Source organism: Spirillospora sp. CA-128828 (genome assembly GCF_050945415.1).
GTDB lineage: Bacteria > Actinomycetota > Actinomycetes > Streptosporangiales > Streptosporangiaceae > Spirillospora.
Window position 1 is genome coordinate 6,731,311 of the sequence record NZ_CP191986.1, and the last position, 23,949, is coordinate 6,755,259.

Below are 23,949 nucleotides of genomic sequence, written 5' to 3' on the forward strand. Positions count from 1 at the left end.
GTCAGACCTGGCCGGCCTTCTCCAGCGCCGCGCAGCAGGTGCCCGTGATCAGGCGGGCCACCACGTACGGGTCGACGTTGGCGTTGGGACGGCGGTCCTCGATGTAGCCCTTCTTCTCGACCTCGACCTGCCACGGGATGCGCACCGAGGCGCCCCGGTTCGACACGCCGTAGCTGAACTCGCTCCAGGGCGCGGTCTCGTGCATGCCGGTCAGCCGCCGCTCGATGTCGGCGCCGTACCCGGCCACGTGCTCCTGTGCCTTCTCGGCGAGCGCCTCGCAGGCCGTGATGATCGCGTCGTAACCCTCGCGCATGGCCTTGGTGGAGAAGTTGGTGTGCGCGCCGGCGCCGTTCCAGTCGCCCTCGACCGGCTTCGGGTCGAGGGTCGCGGACACGTCGTGGTCCTCGGCGATGCGGTACAGCAGCCAGCGGGCGACCCACATGTGGTCGCCGACCTCGAGCGGCCCGGCCGGGCCGATCTGGAACTCCCACTGCCCCGGCATGACCTCGGCGTTGATGCCGGAGATCTTCAGGCCGGCCTCCAGGCAGGCGTCCAGGTGGCGCTCGACGATCTCGCGGCCGAACACCTCGTCGGCGCCCACGCCGCAGTAGTAGAAGCCCTGCGGGGCCGGGTAGCCGCGCTCGGGGAAGCCGAGCGGCCGGCCGTCCTTGAAGAACGTGTACTCCTGCTCGATCCCGTACCAGGAGTCCTGCGCCTCGTACTTCTCGGCGATCGGACGCAGCGTGGCCCGGGTGTTGGTCTCGTGCGGCGTGCCGTCCACGAGGTACACCTCGCAGAGCACCAGCTTGTTGTCACCGCCGCGGATCGGGTCCGGACAGGAGAAGACCGGCTTCAGCACGCAGTCCGAACGGTCGCCGGGCGCCTGGTTCGTGCTGGACCCGTCGAAGCCCCAGTCCGGCAGGTCGGCGCCGTCGGCGAGGATCCTCGTCTTCGACCGCAGCCGCGCGGTCGGCTCGGTGCCGTCGATCCAGATGTACTCGGCCTTGTAGCTCAACGTCGGTCCCTTCGTGTCCACCGGGCCTTGTGGGTCGGCCCTACAGAACGTGCCAACCGGTCATTTCGCATCTGTTGCCCATATGTGAACGCCATGTAACACGCGCCCTGACCTGCTGAGACCTAGCTCACAAGGCCCCCGGCGGCCGGCCTGGACGGGCGGGCACGACGCGCGAGGCCGTCATTGGTTGTCACGATCACGGTAATTGGCGCGAATTAGCCATTCGCTCACCTTTGACCAGCGACAAGCAAAAAGGATCATACATCTCGTACGCCACGGCGTGTCCCTCCATAGGGCGGAGGTAAGGCACAAACCCTCCCGAAATGGGACGCAATAGTCGAGAGGAATCGACCTTCACCGGAACGGTGGTGCCCACGGCCTCCACCTCGGAAGGCCGACAAATGCCCCTGAACGGCACGCCGACGAGAACGCTTCGCGACGCCTCCTGCACTGCCACCGGCACCGGCGACGCCGGTGCGCTCCCCGGCCTCGCCGCCAGTTGAACGCCCTGCTCGGCCTGGGCCGGCAACCTTCCCGGCCACCCCCGTCCGACAAAAGCCACCACTCACCCTTTTTCGCCGCCAAAAGGACATCAATTCCCCGACTCCCGGAGAAACTCGGAACCCACCAAAGTCAGGGTTAAAAATTTCGGTTGTTCAAAGCCCCCCGAATGTTTACTTCTCTGGCATCGACGGAAGGGCCTTGCCGATCCAAGATGATCGGGGGAATCACGTCACGGCGCGACGGCGCGCCGACCACGGATTCTCATTCAGCAGACCAGAAACGGGGGAACAGGATGAGGCGGACTTTTGTGGCCTCGCTGAGCACGGTCACCGTGCTGGCAGGGCTGGCATCCTTCGCACCGTCCAGCCAGGCGGCGCCCGCCGGCGGGAAACACCACCGGGTCCATGTCGTACGGCCGGGTCACTCGATCCAGCGGGCCGTCGACCATGCGAGACCGGGCGACGTCATCAAGCTCAAGGCGGGTCACTACGACGGGGGCGTCCTCGTCCGCAAGCGCCTCACGATCCGTGGCGCGGGCAACCGGACCGTCCTCAGCCCGGGCCGCAAGGACAACTGCAAGAAGGCCGGGGTGCCGGGCATGGGGATCTGCGTGGTCGGGTCGCCCAGGCACCTGGTCCGCGGCGTGACGATCAAGGACCTGACGGTCGAGAGGTTCAAGGAAACCGGGATCTTCGGCATCTACACCGACCGGCTGACGGTCGAGCGCGTCCTCGCGAAGAGGAACGGCGAGTACGGCATCACCGAGTTCCACTCCACCCGCGGCCGGTTCGTGCACAACTGGGCCATCGACAACCGGATCGATGCCGGCCTGTACGTCGGGGACATCGAGAACGCGCGCGGCACCGTCGTCGCGAACAACCACGCCTCCGGCAACGCCATCGGCCTGCTGGTCCGGCACGCCCGCCACATCAAGGCCTGGGGCAACGAGCTCGTCGGCAACTGCACCGGCGTCATCCTGGTCGACGACGACCAGAAGGGCGGCCAGGGCAACACCACGGTCTGGAAGAACAAGGTCTCAAGGAACAACCGGTCCTGCGCGCAGCACGAGGAGGTCCCGCCGCTCGGCGGTACGGGCATCCTGGTCTTCGGCGGCGACCACAACACCATCGAGAAGAACGTCGTGACCCGCAACCGCGGCAACCTGCCCTACTCCGGCGGCATCGTCCTCTTCCCGAGCCCGAAGGGACACCCCGCCCGCTTCAACCTGATCAAGTTCAACCTCGTCCGCGGCAACGCGCCGTTCGACCTGGTCGACAACAGCGGCAGCAGGACCAACCGCTTCCGCGGCAACAACTGCGCGACCTCCAAGCCCGACGGCCTCTGCCACCACTGACGGCACGCCACGGCACGAACCCCCTGTTCCCAACCCGGGAACAGGGGGTTCGCCCCATGATTCACCCCAGTAACTTCACTACAAGTCACCGAAGGGGAGTGGATCATGGTGATCACCGTTTGGAGAAAGGCCGCCTTCGCCGCCGTAGGCCTCGTGATGACGACCGGCCTGACCACCGCGCAGATCGCAGCCGGTGCCACCCGCGTCGGCGGGGACTCGGCGAACACGCCCGTTTACCTCATCAAGGGGTACCGGCAGAAGGTCACCGACACCGGATGCGCCAGCAAGTGGAGCAGCGCGGTGAGCGCGATGCGCGGCTGGGGCTGGACGGGCAGATTCCACCGGGTCGGCTACTACTCGACCGACAATCCGAAGAACTGTGTGCGAATCGCCAAGGGGTCGAATGACACCTCCATCAAGGACCTCGGCAGGAAGCTGGCCCAGAACATCTACAAGAACTACTCGTCCAAGGGCCAGACCGTCGACATCGTCGCGCACTCCATGGGCGGCCTGGTCGCGCGCGCCGCGATCGCCGGCTACGCGCGCCGCGAGCCGGGCTGGCCGCCCAAGCTGCTGATCCAGGACGTGGTCACGCTCGGCACGCCTCACAAGGGCGCCGTCCTGCCGACGTTCTGCACGTCCGGCAGGCAGTGCCGGGAGATGAGCGGGACGAGCTCGTTCCTGAGCTGGCTCGGCCCGCAGGTGCCCCAGGCCGACGGCGGCACCGACTGGACGCTGCTCGCCACCGACAGGGACGAGGCGGTCAACTCCTCCAGCGCCGCGCCCGCGCTCATCGGAGCCCAGCACCGGGTGCGCTACGCCCCGTCCGCCGGCCTCCGGCACAGCGACCTGCGCACCAGGGTCTCCGGCCACTACCGGCTGAACTACAGCCTCAACGACGCCAATTGGAAGCACGTCCGGAACGGCGCGCCGCCCGTCCGCGTGGCCATGGAGGCCATCTACTGGTCCAGCAAGTGGTGACCTAGAGCTCCGGGGCAAGCGACCTGATGGCGCGAACCCCCTGTTCCCTTGATCGGGAACAGGGGGTTTTCCCTGGTGGGCGCGGACGGTTTCGAACCGCCGACTCCTCGCTTGTAAGGCGAGTGCTCTACCCCTGAGCTACGCGCCCGGGTGTTCGTTGCCGGGAAAGCGTACCTGGTTCTGAAGGGGGTTCGCGAAACGGTCAGGAGGCGGGGGTCATTCTCGTCAGGGCCGTGGCCAGGCGGTCGGTGGACGTGGTGGGCAGTCCGCCGAGGATCTTGAGGGCGAACCGCGTCAGGGACGGGTGGGAGAGGCCCTGGCGGGTGGCCAGGCGCATGACGCGCGGGTCGTCGATGGGGCGGGTGAAGGCGCGGCCCAGGGTGAAGGGGCCGCCGTTGGCGTGCCGGACGGCCGCCGGGTAAGTGCGGAGGACGTATTCGGGGAGCGGGACGCGGTGGTGATCACTTAGGCGATGCCTTCGCCGTTGGAGCGCTTCGTGATTTCCATTGGCCGTGCGCACGCCTGCCATCCGCCCGTTGGCCAGCAGCGGACCTGTGACCTTGGTGTTCTCCAGCAGGGTCGCGCCGGCGGAGACGGCCTGGCCGGCGAGGATCTCGTCGAGGTCGGTACGGGTTCGGGTGAGGCCGAGTTCCAGGCGGCGGCCCGCGCCGATGAGGCGGATGCCCTTGTTCCGGAACCAGCCGGGGCCGGTGATGGCGATGCCCAGAGCCTTCAGTTCCCGGACGGCGCGCGGCGTCATCACAGGTGCCTGTTGAACCAGTCGGCGGCCTGCATGGTGACCTCTTCGAGCGCGCCCGGCTCCTCGAACAGGTGGGTCGCGCCGGAGACGACGTGCACCTCGGACGTGCCGAGCCGCTCGTGGGCCCGCTCGTTCAGCTGCAGCACCTCGGTGTCCCGGCCGCCGACGATCAGCAGGACGGGCGCCCGGACGCGGGCGAGGGACGGTCCCGCCAGGTCGGGGCGTCCGCCGCGGGAGACGACCGCGGCGATCCGCGGGCGGGCCGCCGCGGCGGCGAGGGCCGCGGCGGCGCCGGTGCTCGCGCCGAACAGGCCGATGGGGAGGCCGGCGGTGTGCGGGGCGGATTCGAGCCCCTCGGTCAGCCTGTCGATCGCGCCGATGAGCCGGAGGGTGAGCAGCTCGATGTCGAAGCGGAGGGTGGCCGTGACGCGGTCGATCTCGTCCTCGTGCTCGGTGAGGAGGTCGATGAGGAGCGTGCCGACGCCTGCGGCGTTCAGACCGTCGGCGACGGCGCGGTTGCGCGGGCTGTGCCGGGAGCTGCCGCTGCCGTGCGCGAAGAGGACGACGCCCGTGGAGCCGTCCGGTATGGCCAGGTCGCCGGCCAGTTCGGCGTCCGGCAGCTTCAGCGTGATCATGTGTTGGGCGGCTCCGCGCTTATGTCGGCGAGGGCCGAGTGCTCGTCGCGCTGGACGGCGAGGTCGCCGATGGACACCATGCCGATCGGGCGGTCTCCGTCCACGACGGGGACCCGGCGGACGGCGTGCCGGCGCATCAGCCGCACGGCCTCCTCGGCGTCCTCCCCGGGCGCGACCGTGATCATGTTGGTGCTGCAGATGTCGGCGACGGTGGTGCCGGACATGTCCCGGTGGGCGGCGACGGCGCGGACGACGATGTCGCGGTCGGTGACCAGGCCGCGGAGCCGTCCCTCGTGGACGACCAGGACGTCCCCGATGCCGTGCTGCCGCATCAGGTCCCCGACCTCGACGAGGTTCGTGTCCGGGGACACCGCCACGGGCACCGGCGTCATCACCTCGTTCACCTTCTGGGCCATGCGAAACCTCCCCTCTCGGGGCTCGCCTACCCAGCGGCGGACGGGATATGTCTACCCGGGCGCGTCGGGCCCTTCCCGCTCGGCGAGGAACCGCTCGAACTGGGCGCCGAGTTCCTCGGCGGTGGGCATGTCCTGCGACTCGGCGAGCAGGTTGTCGCGCTCGGCGGCCCCCGCGAACGCGTCGTACTGCTGCTCCAGGGCCCGCACGACCTTCTCGACCTCGTCGTTGCCGTCGACCTGCTCGGCGATGTCGGCGTCGGTGGCGGCGGCCGCCTCGCGGAGCCGGTCGACGGGCAGCACCAGGCCGGTGGCGGAGACGACGGCCTCCAGCGCGGCGACGGCGGCGGCCGGGTAGGCGGACTGGGCGAGGTAGTGCGGGACGTGCACGGCGAACCCGACGGCGTCGTGGCCCGCCTCTCCGAGCCGCAGTTCCAGCAGCCCGGCGGCGCTGCCCGGCACCTGCACCTTGTCGAACCAGGAGTTGCGGGCGACCAGTTCGGGCCGGGTGGCGTGCGAGGTGGTGCCGACGGGGCGGGTGTGCGGGACGCCCATCGGGATGCCGTGGAAACCGACGACCAGGCCGACGCCGAGCCGCTTCACCAGGTGCACGACGGACGCGGTGAAGCCCTCCCACAGCCGGTCGGGCTCGGGGCCGGAGAGCATCAGGAACGGGCTGCCGACGTCGTCGCGCAGCAGCCGGACGACCAGTTCGGGCGCCTCGTAGGAGGCCCAGTGGTCGCGGTCGAAGGTCATCGGCGGCCGGCGCGCCCGGTAGTCGATCAGCGAGTCGACGTCGAAGCGGGCGATGACACGGTGCTCAAACGCCTCCAGGAGGTGCTCCCGCACGAGCTGCCCGGTGGACCCGGCGTCCACGAAGCCGTCGAGGCTGTGCAGCATCACCGGACCCGTCATCTCCGGCAGGTCGGCGTCAAGCTCGTACAGATCCTCTGGGTTAAGCAACTTCTCCCCCACCTCTACATGTCTTGCGCACAACATTAGGACATGCGGAGGCGCATCCCCGGTCCGGACGTGACGCCGGTCACATGAAGACCCTGCTGGCGAGGAAGTCGTCCGGGTGAAGGGTGGTGAGGGCCTCGCGGTCCACTTCGCCGCCCGCGGCGAGGAGGCGGCTGGCGTGCCGGAGGCGGGCGCGTTCTATGGCGTTGCGGACGGATCGGGCATTGGCGAAACGGGGCTGGGAGCGGCGCCGGGAGAGGTAGTCGCGGAAGACCGGTTCGGTCTCCGGGGCGAGGCCGTAGCCTTCGCGGTCCATCATCAGGTGGCCGATGGCCTCCAGCTCGTCCGGCTCGTAGTCGGGGAAGTCGATGTGGTGCGCGATGCGGGAGCTCATGCCGGGGTTGGACGCGAAGAAGGCGTCCATGCGGTCCTTATAGCCGGCGAGGACGACGACGAGGTCGTCTCGCTGGTTCTCCATGACCTGGAGGAGGATCTCTATGGCCTCCTGCCCGTAGTCGCGTTCGTTCTCGGCCCGGTACAGGTAGTACGCCTCGTCGATGAACAGCACGCCGCCCATCGCCCGTTTCAGGACCTCCTTGGTCTTGGGGGCGGTGTGGCCGACGTACTGGCCGACGAGGTCGTCCCGGGTGACGGAGACCAGGTGGCCGCGCCGGATGTAGCCGAGGCGGTGCAGAAGCTCGGCGAGCCGGACGGCGACGGACGTCTTGCCCGTCCCCGGGCTGCCGGTGAAGCACATGTGCAGGTTGGGGCGCCCCGAATCGATGCCGAACCGGGCCCGGACACGGTCGACGAGCAGCAGCGCGGCGATCTCGCGGATGCGGGTCTTGACCGGGGCCAGGCCGACGAGTTCGGCGTCGAGAGCGTCCAGGACGGAGTCGACGAGCGAGTCGGCGCGTTCCTTGGCGAGGTCGACACGGGCGCCGGGAGGGAGCGGCTCCCCGGTGGCGGGAGCTTGGGGCGGGTCCACCGGGGAGCCGTTCTGGCGCATCCCGAAGCCGGGGCGGTCGCTCAACGTCCCGCCCCGTAGCGGTCGCCCTCGGGGCGGTCCAGGGCGTAGGGGTGGACGGTGTAGCGGACGCGCCGGTCGGACGTCTCCGTGCGGTCGAGCCGGAAGCCGGGCTCCTCGGCCGGACGCTGGACGATGAACTGCAGCGCCGTCGTCTGCCGCCCGTAACTCGCGTCGTAGGCGTTCAGCCGGATGTAGTGGTCCGGGTACGCCTTGCGGCACTCGTTGATCTCGTACAGGACGCCGGCCGGGTCGGCGAGGTCGAACATCGGCAGTCCCCACATCTCCCAGTAGGAGTTGCGCGGGTGCGGGTCGTCGGTGAACTCGACCGAGCACGGCCAGCCCCGGCCGAGTGCGTAGGCGATCTGCGCGGTGATGTCCTCGTCGGTGAGATCGGGCAGGTACGAGAAAGTGCCTTGGGTGATCCGCATCAGACGCTCACAGGTGTTTCGACGACATCAGGTGTGTCGGTGGACTCATAGGTGAAGGTGATGTCGCCCCAGGTGGACAGGGCGATGTCCAGTTCGCGGCTGTGCTTGGCGGCGGCGCGCAGGATGTCGGGGCCTTCGGCGAGGTAGTCGCGGCCCTCGTTCCGCGCCTTGATCATCGCTTCGAGGGCGACGCGGTTGGCGGTGGCGCCGGCGGCGATGCCCATCGGGTGGCCGATCGTCCCGCCGCCGAACTGCAGGATCGAGTCCTCGCCCAGGTAGTGCAGGAGCTGGTGCATCTGCCCGGCATGGATGCCGCCGGAGGCGACGGGCATCGTCCCCGGCATCGACGCCCATTCCTGGTCGAAGTAGATGCCCTTCACCGGGTCGGCGGCGATCTTGTCCAGGCGGAGGGTGTCGTAGTAGCCGCGGACGCTGTTCGGGGCGCCCTCCAGCTTGCCGACGACCGTCCCCGCGTGGATGTGGTCGACGCCCGCGAGCCGCATCCACTTGGCGATGACGCGGAAGTTCACGCCGTGCGTCTTCTGCCGCGTGTAGGTGGAGTGCCCGGCGCGGTGCAGGTGCAGGAGGACGCCGTTCCTGCGCGCCCACTTGGCCATCGACTGGATCGCCGTGTAGCCGACGGTGAGGTCGATCATCACGATGACGCTGCCGAGGTCCTTGGCGAACTCGGCGCGCTCGTACATGTCCTCCATCGTCGCGGCGGTGACGTTGAGGTAGTGGCCCTTGACCTCGCCCGTCGCGGCCTGCGCACGGTTGACGCCCTCCATGCAGTAGAGGAAACGGTCGCGCCATCGCATGAACGGCTGGGAGTTGATGTTCTCGTCGTCCTTGGTGAAGTCCAGGCCGCCGCGGAGGGCCTCGTAGACGACGCGTCCGTAGTTGCGTGCCGACAGGCCGAGCTTGGGCTTGACCGTCGCGCCCAGCAGGGGACGCCCGAACTTGCCGAGGTGCTCGCGTTCCATGACGATGCCGTGCGCCGGGCCCTGGAAGGTCTTCACGTAGTGGACCGGGATCCGCATGTCCTCCAGGCGCAGCGCCTTGAGCGCCTTGAACCCGAAGACGTTCCCGATGATGGACGACGTCAGGTTCGCGATCGACCCCTCCTCGAACAGGTCGAGGTCATAGGCGATGTAGGCGATGAACTGGTTCTCCTGGCCCGGGACGGGCTCCACCTTGTAGCACTTGCCCTGGTAGTTCTCGTAGGACGTGAGCCGGTCCGTCCATACGACCGTCCAGGTCGCGGTGGACGACTCGCCCGCCACGGCCGCGCCCGCCTCCTCCGGCGGCACGCCCTCCTGGGGTGTGATCCGGAAGGCGGCGAGGATGTCGCTGTCCTTCGGCTCGTAGTCCGGACGCCAATAGCCCATCTCCGCGTAGGGGATCACGCCCGCCGACCATCTGCCCGAGCTCATCGCCGCTCTCCTTCAGCCGAAGCCTGGAACCCTGCCGCGTCGAGCTTCACCTCCGGACACTTGCGATGTCCATCAAGTGTTCTACCGTGACCATTGAGCATTCACTTGAATGAGGAGGCCGGACGTGACGGAGGCGCGGCTGCGGACGTTCGTCGCGCTCGCCGACACCGGGTCCGTGCGGGCGGCGGCGCGGCGGCTGTACGTGACCGAGTCGGCGGTGTCCGCGGCGGTGGCGGCGCTGACCCGCGATCTCGGGGTCCCGCTCGTCCAGAAGGCGGGGCGCGGGATCGTCCTGACCGCCGCCGGCACCGTCTACGCCGGGTACGCGCGGCAGGTGCTCGGCCTGCTGGAGGAGGGCCGGGCGGCGGCGCGCGGCGCGGCCGACCCGGGGCGGGGGCCGCTGCGGCTGGCGGCGGTGACGACGGCCGCCGACCAGATCCTCCCCGGGCTGCTGGCCTCGTTCCGGGCGCGCTGGCCGGATGTCGAGCTGACGCTGGAGGTGGGGCCGCGCCGCCAGGTGTGGAGCAGCCTGGCGGCGCACGAGGCCGATCTCGTGCTGGCCGGCCGGCCGCCCGCCGGGGTCGCGGCGACCGTGCTGGCGAGGCGGCCGAACGAGCTGGTCGTCGTCGGCGCGCCCGGCCTGGCGGACGGTTTCGCCCTCGCGCGCACGCCCTGGGTGATGCGGGAGCCGGGGTCGGGGACGCGGGCGACCGCGGACGCCTATCTGGCCGAGCGGGAGGCGGCGCCGCCCCGGCTCGTCCTCGGCTCCAACGGCGCGGTGATCGCGGGCGCGGCGGCCGGGCTCGGGGTGGCGCTGGTGTCGCGGGACGCCGTCGGCACGGACCTGGACGCCGGCCGCCTCGTCGTCGTCGACGCGCCGGGCATGCCGCTCGACCGGCCGTGGCACGCGGTCGCGGGGGCCGCGCCGACCGCGACGACGCTGCTGTTCGTCCGGCACCTGCTGGACGCGCCCGGCTGGAGCCCCGTCAGGGCAGGCTCCACAGCGACACCGACAGCAGCGCCAGGCTGACGGCGATCAGGACCAGCGCGACGGATCGCCCGCCCTCGTCCCCCGGCACGGTGCTCCTGCGCGTCAGCAGGACCACGAAGCTCACGAGGAAGCCCGCGGCCACGACGTCCATCGCCAAGGCGAGCCCGGTCACGTCAGCACCATCCGCATCATCGGAGCAACCTTAGAGGAGTGCGGTCGCTCACATCGCCGGTCCCAAGCAGTCAGAGGCTCGGCGACGCGACAGAATCGGGTTCGGAACCGTGAAAGGGGCCATCATGACCGCCGACCGTCCGTACGACATCGTCCTGTTCGGCGCCACCGGCTTCACCGGCGCCCTCACCGCCGAATACCTCGCCGAGCACGCCGGCCCGGGCACCCGATGGGCGCTGGCGGGACGCAACCGGGCGAAGCTGACCGCCGTCCGCGACAGGCTGGCGAAGCTGAACCCGGCGTGCGCCGACCTGCCGCTGCTGCACGCCGACACGACCGACGCCGTATCGATCGAGGACATGGCGGAATCGGCGCGGGTCGTCATCACCACGGTCGGCCCCTACGTCAAGTACGGCGAGCCGTTGGTGGCGGCGTGCGCGCGCAGCGGCACCGACTACGTCGACCTCACCGGCGAGCCCACGTTCGTGGACCGCATGTACGTGAAGTACCACCAGGAGGCGGTGCGCAGCGGCGCCCGGATCGTGCACGCCTGCGGGTTCGACTCGATCCCGCACGACCTCGGCGCCTACTTCACCGTCAAGCAGCTGCCGGAGGGCGTCCCGCTGCACGTCGAAGGGTTCCTGCGGGTGCGGGCGGAGGCGTCGGGCGGCACCCTGCACTCCGCGGTCGGCATCTTCGGGGACACCACCGGCATGGTGCGCGCCGAACGGGAGCGCCGCCGGGTGGAGGAGCCTCCCGCCGGCCGTAGGGTGCGCCTCTCGCGCCGCCCCTCGCCGAAGGCCCGCATCGGGGACGGCTGGACGCTGCCGCTCCCCACCATCGACCCGCGGATCGTCGCCCGGTCGGCCGCGGCCCTCGACCGCTACGGGCCCGACTTCACCTACGGCCACTACCTCGCCGTCAAGCGCCTCGCCACCGCCGCCGGGCTGGCGGCGGGGTCCGGGGCCCTGCTCGCGCTCTCCACGCTCCCGCCCACCCGCAACCTGCTGCTGCGCCTCGGTGCCCCGGGCGAGGGGCCGTCCGAGGAGCGGCGCGCCCGCAGCTGGTTCAGCGTGAAGTTCGCCGGCGAGGGCGGCGGCGCGCGCGTCGTCACCGAGGTCGCGGGCGGCGATCCCGGCTACACCGAGACGGCGAAGATGCTCGCCGAGTCGGCGCTGTGCCTCGCCCACGACGATCTTCCCGCGACGTCCGGGCAGGTCACGACGGCGGTGGCGATGGGCGACGCGCTGATCGAGCGTCTCGTCAAGGCCGGGATCACCTTCCGGGTGCTGGACGCGGAGTGATCCGGCGGCGGCCGGGGATGGGGATGACGGCCTCGACGGAGGTCCCGCCGCCGGGCCGGCTCGTCACCGCGACCCGTCCGCCGAGCAGCTCGGCGCGCTCCCGCATGCCGCGCAGCCCGTAGGAGTCGGGACGGCGGCCCCGGCCGCCCCGCGCGAGCACGTCCCGCATCGAGAAGCCGATCCCGTCGTCGGCGACCCTCAGCCGGACGCGGTCGCGGGAATGCTCCAGCAGCAGGTCGACGCGGTTCGCGGACGCGTGACGCAGGCTGTTGCCGACCGCCTCCTGCGCGATCCGGTACAGCGCGGTCTGCACATGGTCGGGCAGCTCGTCCTCCAGCTCGCCCTCGACGGTCACCGTCACGTCGATCGTGCCGGCGGGCCCGGGGCCGTCCCCGGCCTCCCGGGCGAGGGTGGCGAGCGCGGCCGGCAGGCCGAGATCGTCCAGGACGGGCGGGCGCAGCCCGCCGATCGCCGCGCGGGTCTCGGCGGCGGCCAGCTCGCACAGCCGGCGCGCCATCATGATCTGCGCCAGGCCCTCGGGATGGTGCTCGGGCAGCGCCCGCTCGGCCGCCGACAGGTGGAAGCCGAGGCTGGCGAGCCGCTGCGCGATGCCGTCGTGGATCTCCCGGCTGAGCCGCGACCACTCGGCCTCCTGCGCCTCGACGGCCCGCTCGGCGAACCGTTCGGCGGCGTGCTCGCGCTCGCGTGCCGCGCGCAGCCGGCGGCACGAGGACAGCACCGGCGCGAAGAGCCCGGCGAGCGCGGTGACGAGCGCCAGGTCGCCGGGCGGGCAGGGGCCGGCGGACCGGACGTCCACGACCGCGATCACGGCCCCCTCGCCGTGCACGGGGACCGCGGCGCCCCGTCCGTCCGGGTGCGGGCGGGCCCGGCCGTGCGCGGCGACCCAGCCGACGTCGCCGTCCCCCAGCGGGACGGGCGCGCCCCGCCATTCGAGGACGCGTTCCTCGTCGTCCAGGACGTACACGTCGCAGAACGTCAGCGCCCGCGCGGACCGGACGACCAGTTCGGCGAGCTTCTCGGCCATCCGCGGCAGCTCACGGTCGGAGCAGGCGACCCCCGCGACGCGGACGAGCAGGTCGCTCCCGCGCCCGGCGAGCAGTTCCAGCGGGGCCGTCACCGGAACAGGCCCTCGCGCAGCGCGACCGCGATCGCCGCCGACCGGTCGGTCACCTCCAGCTTGCGGTAGAGGGCGCGCAGGTGGCTCTTGACCGTCTCCTCGCTCAGCACGAGCCGCGCCGCGATCGCCTTGTTCGACAGGCCGCCGACGAGCAGCGACAGCACCTCGCTCTCGCGCTGGGTGAGCCCCCGGTTCGCGCCCGGCCAGAACTCGCCGCGGGTGAGCCGGGCCGCGGTGACCGCCATCCGGCCGGCGAGCGTCGGGTCGACGACGGTCTCGCCCTGGGCCACCTCCTCCAGCCGCCGGACGAGCTCCGGGCCGTCCACCCGCTTGAGCAGGTAGCCGCCCGCACCCGCCCGCAGCGCCTCGAAGACGTACTGCTCGTCGTCGTACACCGACAGGAACACCACCCGCGCCTCCGGCACCCGGCCGGTGATCAGCCGGCACAGGTCGAGGCCGCTCTCCGGGCCGAGCCGCACGTCCAGCAGGACGACGTCCGGGCGCAGCGCGGTGACCAGCCGGGTCGCCTCGTCCCCCGTCCCCGCCTGCCCGACGACGCGCACCCGGCCGGCGAACCCGGCCAGCATCGCGGTCAGCCCGGCGAGGATCATCTCGTGGTCGTCCACCAGGACGACGCGTACGGGGGCGCCCATTCCGGCACGATAACAACCAGAAGCTACTCACCAGTAGCCCGCGGCGCCGGCAGGCTCCCGAACTTCACCTGTTGCCTTCAGCGTGGAGGCCCCGTCCTTCACCGCGCGGGGGGGAACGGGGCACGGTGCCGCATGATGGTCTGCACGGTGGACCGCGGGTTTTGTCGGCGGCGGCCGGTAGCTTTCCGGGCATGTCCCGCTACCGTCTGCAGCCGACGCCCGCTCAGGAACAAGCGCTGCTGGAGCATTGCGGGCACGCACGTTTCGTGTGGAACCTGTGCGTCGAGCAGCGTGCGTGGTGGCGGCCGGGGCGCGGTTCGGCGCCGGGATTCGTCGAGCAGTGCCGCCAGCTGACGCAGGCCAGGTCGGAGTACGGGTGGCTGCGGGCGGGGTCGGTGACGGTGCAGCAGCAGGCGCTCAAGGACTTCCACCAAGCCATGGCCCACTTCTTCGCCGGCACCCACCGCCGCCCGACCTGGCGCAAGGCCGGACGGCACGAGGGGTTCCGGATCGTGGCGGTCAAGCCCTGTGACGTCCGGCGCGTGTCCCGCCGGGTGGGTCAGGTGAAGGTGCCCAAGGTGGGGTGGGTGCGGTTCCGCTGGTCCCGGCCCGTCCCCGACGCAGCCAAGTCCTACCGCGTCACCCGGGACCGGGCGGGGCGCTGGCATGTCGCGTTCGCCGCGATCCCCGCCCCCATCCCCGCACCAGGCAGCGGTGAGGTGGTGGGAGTGGACCGCGGTGTGGCCGTGGCCGCGGCGTTGTCGACCGGTGACCTGCTGCACGCGCCCGGGCTGCGGGAGACGGAGCGGGCCCGGCTGGGACGGTTGCTGCGCAGACTCGCCCGCGCCCAGCGCGGCTCGAAGCGGCGGGCCCGGGTCAAGGCCGCCATCGCCCGGTTGAAAGCCCGGGAGACCGACCGGCGTAAGGAGTGGGTGGAGAAGACCTCCACCGGCCTGGCCCGCCGGTTCGACGTGATCGGCGTCGAGGATCTCAGCATCCGGGGCATGACACGGTCGGCGTGCGGCACGGCGGAGGCGCCGGGCCGCAACGTGCGGCAGAAGGCCGGGTTGAACCGGGGCATCCTGGCCGCCGGGTGGGGCGGTTTGGTGCGGCGGCTCGAGGACAAGGCGCCCGGGCGCGTTGTGAAGATCGATCCGCGGTACACGTCGCGAACCTGTAGCGCCTGCGGGCATGTCGCTGGGGAGAGCCGCAAGAGCCAAGCGGTCTTCTCGTGCGTGGCCTGCGGGTTCGGGATCAACGCCGACGTGAACGCGGCCTGCAACATTCGTGATACGGCCGCAGGGCATGCGGTCGCTGCACGGGGAGGCCCGCCGTTGGGCGGGCCTGCGAACCGTGAACCTCAACACGACCTGCCCCTCACGGGGCAGTTGGTCGCTGTTGGAATCCCCCTCGTTCACGTTCACGAGGGGGAGGATGTCAACCCCGCTCTCCCCTGAATGGGGGACGAATCGCACGGCGGACCGGCCTACGCTGCCAAGCGAAAACTGAATTCCGCAGGACGGAGGATCCAGGTGCCCCATCGGATCGTGCACATGCTCCGGGCGCGCGGGACCGGCCGCCGCCCCGTCATGCTCGCCATCGCGGGGGACAGCGCGGCGGGCAAGACCACCTTGACCAGGGGGCTTGTGCGGTGCCTGGGGGCCGGCCGGATGACCGCGGTCTGCGTGGACGACTACCACCGCTACGACCGCGCCGAACGGGCGGGGAAGCCGTTCACGGCGCTGCACCCCGACTGCAACCACATCGACATCATGGAGCAGCACCTGCAGCTGCTGTCGATGGGCGAGCCGATCCTCAAGCCGGTCTACGACCACGCGACCGGCGAGCTCGTCCGGCCGGAGCTGGTCGAACCCCGCGACTTCGTGATCGTCGAGGGGCTGCTCCCGCTGCACACCCGGCTCGCCCGGGCCTGCTTCGACATCACGGTCTACCTCGATCCGCCCGAGCCGCTGCGGCACTCCTGGAAGGTCCGCCGCGACTGCGACAAGCGGGGTTACAGCCCCGAGCAGGTCATGGCGGAGCTGGCCCGGCGCGAGCCGGAGAGCGCCGCCTACATCCGCCCGCAGCGCAAGCACGCCGACATCGTCGTCCGGTTCGCGCCGGTCGCCGGACGCCTCGACCCGCCCGGCACCCCGCTGTCCGCCGAGCTGCTGCTGCGCCCCACCATCGATCACCCCGAGCTGGCGGACGTCTTGGACGGCGGCCCGGGCGACGCCGAGACCGCCATGCATCTGCGCCTGCACCGCGACACCGACGGGCGTCCCGTCGACGCCCTGCACGTGCACGGATACGTCTCGCCCGACGAGTCGCAGGTCGTCAAGAAGGCCATCTGGGAACGCCTGTGCCCGCGGGCCGGCACCGCCCTCCCCGACCCCGGGGCGCTCGGCCGCCTCGGCGACACCGGCACCAGCGACCCCCTGGCCATCACCCAGCTGCTCCTGCTCTACCACCTGCTCGACGCGGACCACCGTCAAGCCGCATGAGCGAAGCGAACCGGGGGGTGTGGGGGGGCGCCCCCCACAAGAGACACGCATGAGCTCCGCGTGCGCGCGGGGAGGCCCCGGGGCTTCGGACCTGTGCCCCGGGCCGCGCGCGACGCGGTCCCCCCGGGAGGACGCCCATCGCGGGCGCGCGGGGCGTCCTCCCGGGGCTCTTCTCAGAGCTCGTGCCAGGGGATCTCCGGACGGTCGGGCGCCACCACCGCGAGCGACTGGCCGCCCTTGATCTTCTCCTCGGGCGCGGACGTGAGCCGGAAGCGCGCGTTGGGCCCGTGCGACTCGCCCACCGCGAGAAGCGTGCTGCCCCGCCGGAGCAGGAAGATCGCGACGTCGATGCGGGACCATTCGCCGGCGTCCTCGGGGACGTCCACGCGGTAGAGGGTGCCGTCGCTGTCGAGCGTGCTGGCGAGGTTGTGGTAGATCGAGGCGACGCCCGGGTTGCGGATCGCCACGGCGACCACGGCCGGGTCGTCGATGTCGACCGGCTCGATGTCGGTGCTGATCAGGTTCAGCGCCTCGGTGATCTCCGCGCGCCGGCCGCCGTCGCGCACCCCCGCCAGCAGATGGATACCGGCCCCGCCGCTGCGCCGCAGGTAGGCGGACACGCCGAGCATCACCCGGACGGTCTCGTCGTCGGAGCGCCCGACGACCACCACCGTGCGCGCCTGCTCCAGGCACGCCCGCTCGTACGCGGTCTCGTCGAACGCGACCACGTCGTACAGGCCGGGATCGGGGTTCTCCCCCGTCAGCTCGCCCGGCCAGAAGATCGTGACGACCGGCGTCTTCGCGTACGCCGGGTCCGCGCGCAGCTGGCCGATGATGGCCCGCAGGGCGTCCCGCTCGTATCCGACCATCACGATGTGGCGCCGCCTGTGCAGCCGCGCCTGCCCGTTGGCCTTCATTGTCCTGCCCTTCGCCATCCAGAGCGTCAGCTCGGCGAACAGCACGAGCCCCGCGGTGAGACCGGACACGATGACGATCGCGCCGCCGATCCGGCCGCCGACCGTGGTCGGGTACAGATCGCCGTATCCGACGGTGGTGCCGCTGACCAGGAAGTACCAGAGGTACTCGTGCGGCTTCTTGATGTCGGCGCCGGGCTCCTCGAACACCGCGATGAGCAGCCAGCCCAACAGGAACGCGGCCAGCAGCACGAGCGCGGGGACACGCCACGTCCGCCCGGTGACCCTGTGCACCAGGCGCATCAGCACGATCGGCATCCGCGAAGCGTTGCAGCAGGCAAAATGCCGCGTCAAGCCCGGAATGCCCGCTCCGCACCAGGTCGCGCCGATCGCAGCCCGGCGGCGGCGCGGCTCAGCCCGCCGGGCCCCGTCTCAGGACGCGCGAAAGGGCCGCCTCGACCTCCGCGGACAGGCCCCCGTCGGCAGGGGCCTGCACGCCCGAACGCACCAGGCCGGCGGCGCCCGGGTCGTCCCGGACGGCGTCGCGGGTGTGCCCGCAGTCGCGGCACTCCACCTCGCCGAGCCGGCACACGAGGGCGGCCGAGCCGCACATCGCGCAGCGGTCCAGATCGTCCGCCCAGTCGTCGGCGGCCTGGCAGCCGGGGCAGACCAGGACCTGGTGGTCCGCCTGGACCCCGCGCTTCCACGGGCTGGCGCCGCGCACGGGGTCGGTCTGCCGCGCCCCGCAACGGAAGCAGGGCATCACACCTCCAAGGGTGCGGGGGCCGGTTCCGGCCACCGGTGTGGCGGCGGGCCGGAACCGGTCCGTCTCGCTCAGAGCCCGGCGAGCGCCTTGCGGTACTCGTCGATGTCACGTGCGTCCGGGATCGCGTTCACGACCTTCCAGCGGACCACGCCCTCGGTGTCGATGATGAAGGTGCCGCGCAATGCCAGCCCCTTGGCCTCGTCGAACACGCCGTAGCGCTGTGCCGTCCCGCCGTGCGGCCAGAAGTCGGCCAGCAGCGGGAACCGATATTTCTCCTGATCGGACCAGGCCCGCAGCGCGAACATCGAGTCGACCGAGACCGCGAGCACCTGCACGTCGTCCGCGTCGCCCAGGGTGGGCAACTCGTCCCGGATCGTGCACAGCTCGCCCGTGCACACGCCGCTGAACGCCAGCGGGTAGAACACGAGGACGACGTTCTTCTCGCCGCGGAAATCCGACAGCCTCACCGGGGCGCCGTGCTGGTCCTTCAGCTCGAAGTCCGGCGCGGCGTCGCCTACGTTGACCTCCAACGTCTCTCCAGCCCCGGCCCTACTTGTGGCCCTTCGGCGCGACCAGCCGCGTGCCGGACCACTCCTTGGCGGCGCTGACACTGCTGGTCTGCGACAGCCCGGCGGTCTGCGCGGCCTCGCCGATGTCACTGGGCTCCACGTGCCCGTCACGGCCCGCCTTCGGCGTCAGCAGCCAGATGTTGCCGCCGCCGGTGAGCGGGATCATCGCGTCGGTCAGACCCTCGAACAGGTCGCCGTCATCCTCGCGCCACCACAGCAGCACGATGTCGACCACGTCCTCGTAGTCCTCGTCGACCAGCTCGTTCCCCGTGAGTTCCTCGACGGAGCGCCGAAGCTCCTCGTCGACGTCGTCGTCGTAGCCGATCTCCTGCACCACCTGGCCCGCCTTAAGGCCGAGCCGTTCGGCCAGGCTGCGCTCAGACTGCGCCTGACCCGCGGTCGCGCTCACGAAAGTCCTCCCATTGTCGTCAGTCCGCACGGTGCCGTGCTCATGTCCTTTGGCCCCCCGGAGCGGGGTGACCCGTCCGCACCTGTGCGGTGTTTGCGGGACAGTCCACACAAGTGAGGGCCCCTTGCGCAAGTGTCTTCCCGGCTTTTGGTGGCCTCATTGGCCCGATTACGGAGATCGCCGTCACAGGACCTCCACGCAGGGTGACGTGCCCCGGGTTCGCTCCGCTCATCCTTTTATGAAGGACAACCGGATTTGACGATCGGGATTGTCCATGTTCAGGTCTACCAGGGCCACCGACTGCCACGTCCCGAGCGCGAGCCGCCCGCCCACCACCGGCAGCGTCGCGTACGGCGGTACGAGCGCGGGCATCACGTGCGACCGCCCGTGCCCCCGGGAGCCGTGCGCGTGCCGCCAGCGGTCGTCCGCCGGGAGCAGGTCCCCCAGCGCGGCGAGCAGGTCGTCATCGCTGCCGGACCCGAGCTCGATGATCGCCACGCCGGCGGTGGCGTGCGGGACGAAGACGTGCAGCAGCCCGTCGCCGCCCGCCGACGCGGCGAACCGCTCGCATTCGGCCGTGATGTCGTGCACGGCCTCGCCCGTACCGGTGGCCACCCGGACCACGGTGCTCTCCATGATCCCGTGTGTACCCCGTCCGCGGCGCAGGACGCATCCCCGTCCGGACGGATCTCCCGGCCGGGCACGCGCGGCCGCGGGTTAGTGCGAGACGTGCGCGCGGGGCTCGATGACGGCGTCCGGCCCCGGGTAGACCAGGGTCTCGTGGCCGTCGTCGAACCTGACCAGGTACGGCGGGCCGCCGGACTCGCCCCGTACCTCGATGATCTTCCCCGTCCGGTCGGGCTGCCCCACCACGTTGCCGTGCACGTGCAGCCGGTCTCCGATCTTTCCGTACATGACTACTCCCCAAGCTCGCCGGAAAAACGGCTCTCCCAGGGTCGGTACCCCGCTTGACCGGGGAGAATGGTTACTGGTTGGTAGAGATGCGTTAGCCGCCATAAACGGCGACGATGGATCACGAACCGAGGCGACGAACAGTCTGCCGGGACCGGCGGCCTCCCGCGCGGGCGGCCCAGGTCTGACCAGCAAAGACGGCTAGGACAGAGGGGACCCCGTGGCTTCCGGACGTCAACGCTTTTCGATCATCAGCGACGGCCTGCCGAGCCAGCTGCCCGACATCAACCCGGACGAGACCCGGGAGTGGCTGGAGTCGCTGGACACGGTCATCAAGACAGAAGGCCGCGGCAGGGCGCGCTACGTGATGCTGCGGCTCCTGGAAAGGGCCAGGGAACTCCAGGTCGGGGTGCCCGGCCTGCGCAGCACCGACTTCATCAACACCATCCCGCCGGAGTCCGAGCCCTGGTTCCCCGGCGACGAGCATGTGGAACGGCGCATCCGCGCCTACATCCGGTGGAACGCCGCGATCATGGTGTCGCGGGCGAACCGCCCGGAGCTCGGCGTCGGCGGCCACATCGCGACCTACGCCTCCGCGGCCTCGCTGTACGAGGTGGGCTTCAACCACTTCTTCCGCGGCAAGGACCACGGCGAGTCGGGCGACCAGGTCTTCATCCAGGGGCACGCCGCCCCCGGCATCTACGCCCGCGCGTTCCTTGAGGGCCGGCTGCCCGAGGACAAGCTCGACGGGTTCCGGCAGGAGCACTCGCACCCCGGCGGCGGCCTGTCGTCCTACCCGCACCCGCGGATCATGCCGGACTTCTGGGAGTTCCCCACGGTGTCCATGGGCCTGACCGCGATCGACTCGGTGTACCAGGCGCGGTTCAACCGCTACCTGTACAACCGCAAGATCAAGGACACGTCCCGGTCGCACGTGTGGGCGTTCCTCGGCGACGGCGAGATGGGCGAGCCGGAGTCGCTCGGCGCGATCGGCCTCGCCGCCCGCGAGGAGCTCGACAACCTCACCTTCGTCGTCAACTGCAACCTGCAGCAGCTGGACGGCCCGGTCCGCGGCAACGGCAAGATCATCCAGGAGCTGGAGTCGTTCTTCCGCGGCGCCGGCTGGAACGTCATCAAGGTCATCTGGGGCCGCGACTGGGACCCGCTGCTCGCCCAGGACGTCGACGGCGTGCTGGTCAACCAGATGAACACCACCCCGGACGGCCAGTTCCAGACGTTCACCGTCGAGTCCGGCGAGTACATCCGGGAGAAGTTCTTCGGCGCCGACCCGCGGCTGCGCAAGATCGTCCAGCATCTGTCGGACGACGACCTGCGCAAGCTGTCCCGCGGCGGGCACGACTACCGCAAGGTGTACGCGGCGTTCAAGTCGGCCCGCGAGCACGTCGGGCAGCCGACGGTGATCCTCGCGCACACCATCAAGGGCTGGACGCTCGGCTCCGACTTCGAGGCCCGCAACGCCACCCACCAGATGAAGAAGCTCACCAAGGCCGAGCTCAAGGAGTTCCGGGACCGGCTCTACCTGGACATCCCCGACTCGGCGCTGGAGGCGCCGCTCCCGCCCTACTACCACCCGGGCGAGGACTCCGACGAGATCCAGTACATGCGCGAGCGGCGGGCCGCACTCGGCGGGTTCCTGCCGAAGCGCGTGGTGCGGGCCAAGCCGCTCAAGCTGCCCGGCGAGCCCGTCTACAGCGAGCTGAAGAAGGGCTCCGGCAAGCAGAACGTCGCCACGACCATGGCGTTCGTCCGGCTGCTCAAGGACCTGATCAAGGACGAGAACATCGGCGCCCGGTTCGTGCCGATCGCGCCGGACGAGTACCGCACGTTCGGCATGGACTCGCTGTTCCCCACGTCCAAGATCTACTCCCCGCACGGGCAGACCTACGACGCGGTGGACCGCAAGCTGCTGCTGTCGTACAAGGAGTCCGAGAGCGGCCAGATGCTGCACGAGGGCATCAGCGAGGCCGGCTCGATGGCGTCCACCATCGCCGCGGCCACCTCGTACGCCACGCACGGCGAGCACATGATCCCGGTGTACATCTTCTACTCGATGTTCGGGTTCCAGCGGACCGGCGACCAGATGTGGGCGCTCGGCGACCAGATGGGCCGCGGGTTCCTGCTCGGCGCCACCGCCGGACGCACCACCCTCACCGGTGAGGGCCTGCAGCACGCCGACGGCCACTCCCCGCTGCTCGCCGCGTCCAACCCGGCCTGCGTCCACTACGACCCGACGTGGGCGTTCGAGCTGGCGCACATCGTCAAGGACGCGCTGCGCCGCATGTACGGGACGTCCGAGGAGCACCCCGACGGCGAGGACGTCTTCTACTACCTCACCGTCTACAACGAGCCGTACCAGCAGCCCGCCGAGCCGGACGGCGTCGACGTCGACGGCCTCCTCAAGGGCCTGTACAGGTACAAGGCCGCCCCGGACGTCGCGTCCGGGAACGGCGAGACCCCCCGGGCGCAGATCCTCGCGTCCGGCGTCGGCGGCCGGTGGGCGCTGGAGGCGCAGCGGCTCCTCGCCGAGGACTGGGGCGTCGCCGCGGACGTCTGGTCGGCGACGTCGTGGAACGAGCTGGCCCGCGAGGCCCGCGACTGCGACGAGTGGAACCTGCTGAACCCCGACGCCGAGCAGCGCGTCCCCTACGTCTCCCGGACGCTCGACAGCGTCGCCGGGCCGATCGTGGCGGTATCGGACTACATGCGCGCCGTACCCGACCAGATCGCCCCCTGGGTGCACGGGGACTTCACCTCGCTCGGCACCGACGGGTTCGGTTTCTCCGACACCCGGGCCGCCGCCCGCCGGTTCTTCCACGTGGACGCCGCGTCCGTCGTCCTCGCGGTGCTCACCCGGCTCGCCCGGCACGGCGAGGTCAAGCCGGAGACGCTGCCGCAGGCGATCGCCCGCTACCGCCTGGACGCGCAGGTCAGCGACGTCTTCGCCGGCGGCGTCGGCAGCCCGGAGAGCAACACCGGCGGCGACGCGTAGTTCGTGCCGGAGACGGTGATCGCGGAGGTGTAGGCCGCAATCGCCGCTTCCCGGGACGGGAAAGGGCCCCGAGGTTCGCCTCGGGGCCCTTTGCGCGCCCGTGTCAGGGCGCGGGGGGTGTGAAGACGCCGAAGCGGTTGCCCGCCGGGTCCTCGACGTAGGCGAACTTGAGACCGTTGCCCGTGGTCACGGCGGGCAACGCGATCTTGCCGCCGCTCTTCTCCGTCTGCGCGCAGGTGGCGTCGACGTCCTCGACCATGACCAGGAACATCGCGTGGTTGCCGGACGCGTCGGGCTGGTGCGAGATGCCGCCGCTCGGCATGTCGGCGCCCGGGTAGCTGACGAGGTCGTAGCCGTCGGTGTCCGGGTCCTCGGCGAACTTCCAGCCGAACATGTCGCCGTAGAAGCGGCGGGCCTCCTCCGGCGCGTCCGTGCCGACCTGGAACCACGTGACGGTGTTGAACGCGGGAACACTCATCGATTTCCTCCTTCGAACGCTGCGGACATCAGCGTCCTGGAGCTTTGCGACAGCCCCCTGTCGGGGTTTCCGGCCGAGTTCTCGAATCGGAGTTCCGACCACACGACGGTGCGGTCCCCGTCCGCCCGGAACCCCCAGCTCTCCGAGAGAGCTTCCACGACCCGCAGCCCGCGTCCGCTCTCTGCACCGGTCTCCGCCTTGAGGCGCGGACGCCCGCCGCCCGCACCGTCGTCGGCGACCTCCAGGCGGTAGACGTCCCCTCCGGCCAGCAGGCTGACCGTCACCCGGCCGCCGTCACCCGAGGCCGTGTGGGTGATGGCGTTGCAGACGGTCTCGCTTCCGACCGTCACCAGATCGTCCAGCACAGGATGGCCGGGCGGCAGCAGGTCCCGCAGGAACCGCCGCGCGTACCCGACGGACCTCCGGACGCCCGGAAGCGTTATGGTGCCGACCACGACCAGCCCGCCGCTCATCACGACGCCACCCACGACACACCACGACGGACCGTCGTCCCCTTCTTGATCGGCCGGGTCCTTCTCGTCTCGGGCGCTCCCATCGGGCGCCTCCTTTCGATTCGGAGTCGCCCGCCACATTCGCCGCCCGATGTCCTCGTGTCG

26 protein-coding genes and 1 tRNA gene are annotated in these 23,949 nt (G+C 70.8%); 7 read left to right on the plus strand and 20 right to left on the minus strand.

Annotation, left to right across the window (positions count from 1 at the left end):
* Position 1: 1 nt before the first annotated feature.
* Positions 2-1,036: a glutamine synthetase gene (glnII, locus tag ACQPXG_RS32440; RefSeq protein ID WP_433462938.1), complete on the minus strand. Its 1,035-nt coding sequence runs from the start codon at positions 1,034-1,036 to the stop codon at positions 2-4.
* 775 nt (positions 1,037-1,811) lie between these two features.
* Here glnII and ACQPXG_RS32445 point away from each other — a divergent pair.
* Both ACQPXG_RS32445 and ACQPXG_RS32450 read left to right on the plus strand, forming a co-directional pair.
* Positions 1,812-2,873: a right-handed parallel beta-helix repeat-containing protein gene (locus ACQPXG_RS32445; RefSeq protein ID WP_433462939.1), complete on the plus strand. Its 1,062-nt coding sequence runs from the start codon at positions 1,812-1,814 to the stop codon at positions 2,871-2,873.
* A gap of 105 nt (positions 2,874-2,978) precedes the next feature.
* Positions 2,979-3,854 carry an esterase/lipase family protein gene (locus tag ACQPXG_RS32450; protein ID WP_433462940.1) on the plus strand — a complete coding sequence of 292 codons (876 nt, stop codon included), beginning with the start codon at positions 2,979-2,981 and terminating at the stop codon, positions 3,852-3,854.
* A 73-nt stretch (positions 3,855-3,927) separates the two neighbouring features.
* Here ACQPXG_RS32450 and ACQPXG_RS32455 read toward each other — a convergent pair.
* The 8 genes from ACQPXG_RS32455 to ACQPXG_RS32490 all read right to left on the minus strand — a co-directional run bounded on the left by ACQPXG_RS32455 (position 3,928) and on the right by ACQPXG_RS32490 (position 9,513).
* Positions 3,928-4,002 (minus strand) — tRNA-Val (locus tag ACQPXG_RS32455).
* 54 nt (positions 4,003-4,056) lie between these two features.
* Complete coding sequence (locus ACQPXG_RS32460; protein ID WP_433462941.1) at positions 4,057-4,614, minus strand: NAD(P)/FAD-dependent oxidoreductase; 558 nt, start codon at positions 4,612-4,614, stop codon at positions 4,057-4,059.
* The gene (locus tag ACQPXG_RS32465; protein ID WP_433462942.1) at positions 4,614-5,249 is read right to left on the minus strand and encodes a dienelactone hydrolase family protein; all 636 of its coding nucleotides are present in this window, start codon (positions 5,247-5,249) and stop codon (positions 4,614-4,616) included. Before ACQPXG_RS32465 ends, ACQPXG_RS32460 begins: the two co-directional genes overlap by 1 nt.
* Positions 5,246-5,665: a CBS domain-containing protein gene (locus tag ACQPXG_RS32470; protein WP_433462943.1), complete on the minus strand. Its 420-nt coding sequence runs from the start codon at positions 5,663-5,665 to the stop codon at positions 5,246-5,248. Before ACQPXG_RS32470 ends, ACQPXG_RS32465 begins: the two co-directional genes overlap by 4 nt.
* Positions 5,666-5,716: 51 nt before the next feature.
* On the minus strand, positions 5,717-6,625 hold the full coding sequence (locus ACQPXG_RS32475) for a PAC2 family protein (RefSeq protein WP_433462944.1): 909 nt from the start codon (positions 6,623-6,625) through the stop codon (positions 5,717-5,719).
* Positions 6,626-6,704: 79 nt separating this feature from the next.
* Positions 6,705-7,655, minus strand: a complete 951-nt coding sequence (gene cbbX, locus ACQPXG_RS32480) for a CbbX protein (protein WP_433462945.1) — start codon at positions 7,653-7,655, stop codon at positions 6,705-6,707.
* Complete coding sequence (locus ACQPXG_RS32485; RefSeq protein ID WP_433462946.1) at positions 7,652-8,080, minus strand: ribulose bisphosphate carboxylase small subunit; 429 nt, start codon at positions 8,078-8,080, stop codon at positions 7,652-7,654. Before ACQPXG_RS32485 ends, cbbX begins: the two co-directional genes overlap by 4 nt.
* Positions 8,080-9,513, minus strand: a complete 1,434-nt coding sequence (locus ACQPXG_RS32490) for a form I ribulose bisphosphate carboxylase large subunit (RefSeq protein ID WP_433462947.1) — start codon at positions 9,511-9,513, stop codon at positions 8,080-8,082. Before ACQPXG_RS32490 ends, ACQPXG_RS32485 begins: the two co-directional genes overlap by 1 nt.
* Before the next feature lie 124 nt (positions 9,514-9,637).
* Here ACQPXG_RS32490 and ACQPXG_RS32495 point away from each other — a divergent pair, with 124 nt between their 5' ends.
* Positions 9,638-10,543: a LysR substrate-binding domain-containing protein gene (locus ACQPXG_RS32495; RefSeq protein ID WP_433462948.1), complete on the plus strand. Its 906-nt coding sequence runs from the start codon at positions 9,638-9,640 to the stop codon at positions 10,541-10,543.
* On the opposite strand, the gene ACQPXG_RS32500 is transcribed toward ACQPXG_RS32495, so the two are convergent.
* Complete coding sequence (locus ACQPXG_RS32500; RefSeq protein WP_433462949.1) at positions 10,500-10,676, minus strand: hypothetical protein; 177 nt, start codon at positions 10,674-10,676, stop codon at positions 10,500-10,502. The genes ACQPXG_RS32495 and ACQPXG_RS32500 overlap by 44 nt on opposite strands.
* Positions 10,677-10,800: 124 nt before the next feature.
* Between ACQPXG_RS32500 and ACQPXG_RS32505 the strand changes: the two genes are divergently transcribed.
* A complete protein-coding gene (locus ACQPXG_RS32505; protein WP_433462950.1) occupies positions 10,801-11,979 on the plus strand; it encodes a saccharopine dehydrogenase family protein in 1,179 nt (392 codons plus the stop codon).
* On the opposite strand, the gene ACQPXG_RS32510 is transcribed toward ACQPXG_RS32505, so the two are convergent.
* Both ACQPXG_RS32510 and ACQPXG_RS32515 read right to left on the minus strand, forming a co-directional pair.
* Complete coding sequence (locus ACQPXG_RS32510; RefSeq protein ID WP_433462951.1) at positions 11,951-13,117, minus strand: GAF domain-containing sensor histidine kinase; 1,167 nt, start codon at positions 13,115-13,117, stop codon at positions 11,951-11,953. The genes ACQPXG_RS32505 and ACQPXG_RS32510 overlap by 29 nt on opposite strands.
* The gene (locus ACQPXG_RS32515) at positions 13,114-13,770 is read right to left on the minus strand and encodes a response regulator (RefSeq protein WP_433462952.1); all 657 of its coding nucleotides are present in this window, start codon (positions 13,768-13,770) and stop codon (positions 13,114-13,116) included. Before ACQPXG_RS32515 ends, ACQPXG_RS32510 begins: the two co-directional genes overlap by 4 nt.
* 191 nt (positions 13,771-13,961) lie before the next feature.
* Here ACQPXG_RS32515 and ACQPXG_RS32520 point away from each other — a divergent pair, with 191 nt between their 5' ends.
* Entirely contained in the window at positions 13,962-15,227 is a 1,266-nt protein-coding gene (locus ACQPXG_RS32520; RefSeq protein WP_433462953.1) for an RNA-guided endonuclease InsQ/TnpB family protein, read from the plus strand.
* A gap of 75 nt (positions 15,228-15,302) precedes the next feature.
* Positions 15,303-16,274 carry a phosphoribulokinase gene (locus ACQPXG_RS32525; protein WP_433462954.1) on the plus strand — a complete coding sequence of 324 codons (972 nt, stop codon included), beginning with the start codon at positions 15,303-15,305 and terminating at the stop codon, positions 16,272-16,274.
* A 173-nt stretch (positions 16,275-16,447) separates the two neighbouring features.
* On the opposite strand, the gene ACQPXG_RS32530 is transcribed toward ACQPXG_RS32525, so the two are convergent.
* The 6 genes from ACQPXG_RS32530 to ACQPXG_RS32555 form a co-directional block, all read right to left on the minus strand.
* On the minus strand, positions 16,448-17,506 hold the full coding sequence (locus ACQPXG_RS32530; RefSeq protein WP_433462955.1) for a potassium channel family protein: 1,059 nt from the start codon (positions 17,504-17,506) through the stop codon (positions 16,448-16,450).
* A 94-nt stretch (positions 17,507-17,600) separates the two neighbouring features.
* Entirely contained in the window at positions 17,601-17,951 is a 351-nt protein-coding gene (locus ACQPXG_RS32535; protein WP_433462956.1) for a hypothetical protein, read from the minus strand.
* A gap of 71 nt (positions 17,952-18,022) precedes the next feature.
* Positions 18,023-18,484, minus strand: a complete 462-nt coding sequence (locus tag ACQPXG_RS32540; RefSeq protein ID WP_433462957.1) for a peroxiredoxin — start codon at positions 18,482-18,484, stop codon at positions 18,023-18,025.
* A gap of 19 nt (positions 18,485-18,503) precedes the next feature.
* Complete coding sequence (locus ACQPXG_RS32545; protein WP_433462958.1) at positions 18,504-18,932, minus strand: DUF3052 domain-containing protein; 429 nt, start codon at positions 18,930-18,932, stop codon at positions 18,504-18,506.
* 228 nt (positions 18,933-19,160) lie between these two features.
* Positions 19,161-19,568: a YjbQ family protein gene (locus ACQPXG_RS32550; RefSeq protein ID WP_433462959.1), complete on the minus strand. Its 408-nt coding sequence runs from the start codon at positions 19,566-19,568 to the stop codon at positions 19,161-19,163.
* Between the two features lie 81 nt (positions 19,569-19,649).
* Positions 19,650-19,847: a DUF1918 domain-containing protein gene (locus ACQPXG_RS32555; protein WP_433462960.1), complete on the minus strand. Its 198-nt coding sequence runs from the start codon at positions 19,845-19,847 to the stop codon at positions 19,650-19,652.
* A 217-nt stretch (positions 19,848-20,064) separates the two neighbouring features.
* Between ACQPXG_RS32555 and aceE the strand changes: the two genes are divergently transcribed.
* Positions 20,065-22,854, plus strand: coding sequence for a pyruvate dehydrogenase (acetyl-transferring), homodimeric type (gene aceE / locus ACQPXG_RS32560; protein ID WP_433462961.1), 2,790 nt, complete (start codon positions 20,065-20,067; stop codon positions 22,852-22,854).
* A 103-nt stretch (positions 22,855-22,957) separates the two neighbouring features.
* Here the strand turns inward: aceE and ACQPXG_RS32565 are convergent, their stop codons facing one another.
* Together ACQPXG_RS32565 and ACQPXG_RS32570 are read right to left on the minus strand one after the other, a co-directional pair.
* A complete protein-coding gene (locus ACQPXG_RS32565) occupies positions 22,958-23,332 on the minus strand; it encodes a VOC family protein (protein WP_433462962.1) in 375 nt (124 codons plus the stop codon).
* Positions 23,329-23,805 carry an ATP-binding protein gene (locus ACQPXG_RS32570; protein WP_433462963.1) on the minus strand — a complete coding sequence of 159 codons (477 nt, stop codon included), beginning with the start codon at positions 23,803-23,805 and terminating at the stop codon, positions 23,329-23,331. The genes ACQPXG_RS32565 and ACQPXG_RS32570 overlap by 4 nt, the downstream gene beginning before the upstream one ends.
* Positions 23,806-23,949: the final 144 nt, after the last annotated feature.

Excerpts from the sequence above, each read along its gene's own strand:
- ACQPXG_RS32445 (WP_433462939.1), top strand. The coding sequence starts at position 1,812 with ATGAGGCGGACTTTTGTGGCCTCGCTGAGCACGGTCACCGTGCTGGCA.
- ACQPXG_RS32450 (WP_433462940.1), top strand. The coding sequence starts at position 2,979 with ATGGTGATCACCGTTTGGAGAAAGGCCGCCTTCGCCGCCGTAGGCCTC.
- ACQPXG_RS32460 (WP_433462941.1), bottom strand. The coding sequence starts at position 4,614 with ATGACGCCGCGCGCCGTCCGGGAACTGAAGGCTCTGGGCATCGCCATC.
- ACQPXG_RS32465 (WP_433462942.1), bottom strand. The coding sequence starts at position 5,249 with ATGATCACGCTGAAGCTGCCGGACGCCGAACTGGCCGGCGACCTGGCC.
- ACQPXG_RS32470 (WP_433462943.1), bottom strand. The coding sequence starts at position 5,665 with ATGGCCCAGAAGGTGAACGAGGTGATGACGCCGGTGCCCGTGGCGGTG.
- ACQPXG_RS32485 (WP_433462946.1), bottom strand. The coding sequence starts at position 8,080 with ATGCGGATCACCCAAGGCACTTTCTCGTACCTGCCCGATCTCACCGAC.
- ACQPXG_RS32490 (WP_433462947.1), bottom strand. The coding sequence starts at position 9,513 with ATGAGCTCGGGCAGATGGTCGGCGGGCGTGATCCCCTACGCGGAGATG.
- ACQPXG_RS32505 (WP_433462950.1), top strand. The coding sequence starts at position 10,801 with ATGACCGCCGACCGTCCGTACGACATCGTCCTGTTCGGCGCCACCGGC.
- ACQPXG_RS32515 (WP_433462952.1), bottom strand. The coding sequence starts at position 13,770 with ATGGGCGCCCCCGTACGCGTCGTCCTGGTGGACGACCACGAGATGATC.
- ACQPXG_RS32520 (WP_433462953.1), top strand. The coding sequence starts at position 13,962 with ATGTCCCGCTACCGTCTGCAGCCGACGCCCGCTCAGGAACAAGCGCTG.
- ACQPXG_RS32530 (WP_433462955.1), bottom strand. The coding sequence starts at position 17,506 with ATGCCGATCGTGCTGATGCGCCTGGTGCACAGGGTCACCGGGCGGACG.
- ACQPXG_RS32535 (WP_433462956.1), bottom strand. The coding sequence starts at position 17,951 with ATGCCCTGCTTCCGTTGCGGGGCGCGGCAGACCGACCCCGTGCGCGGC.
- ACQPXG_RS32550 (WP_433462959.1), bottom strand. The coding sequence starts at position 19,568 with ATGGAGAGCACCGTGGTCCGGGTGGCCACCGGTACGGGCGAGGCCGTG.
- ACQPXG_RS32555 (WP_433462960.1), bottom strand. The coding sequence starts at position 19,847 with ATGTACGGAAAGATCGGAGACCGGCTGCACGTGCACGGCAACGTGGTG.
- ACQPXG_RS32565 (WP_433462962.1), bottom strand. The coding sequence starts at position 23,332 with ATGAGTGTTCCCGCGTTCAACACCGTCACGTGGTTCCAGGTCGGCACG.
- ACQPXG_RS32570 (WP_433462963.1), bottom strand. The coding sequence starts at position 23,805 with ATGAGCGGCGGGCTGGTCGTGGTCGGCACCATAACGCTTCCGGGCGTC.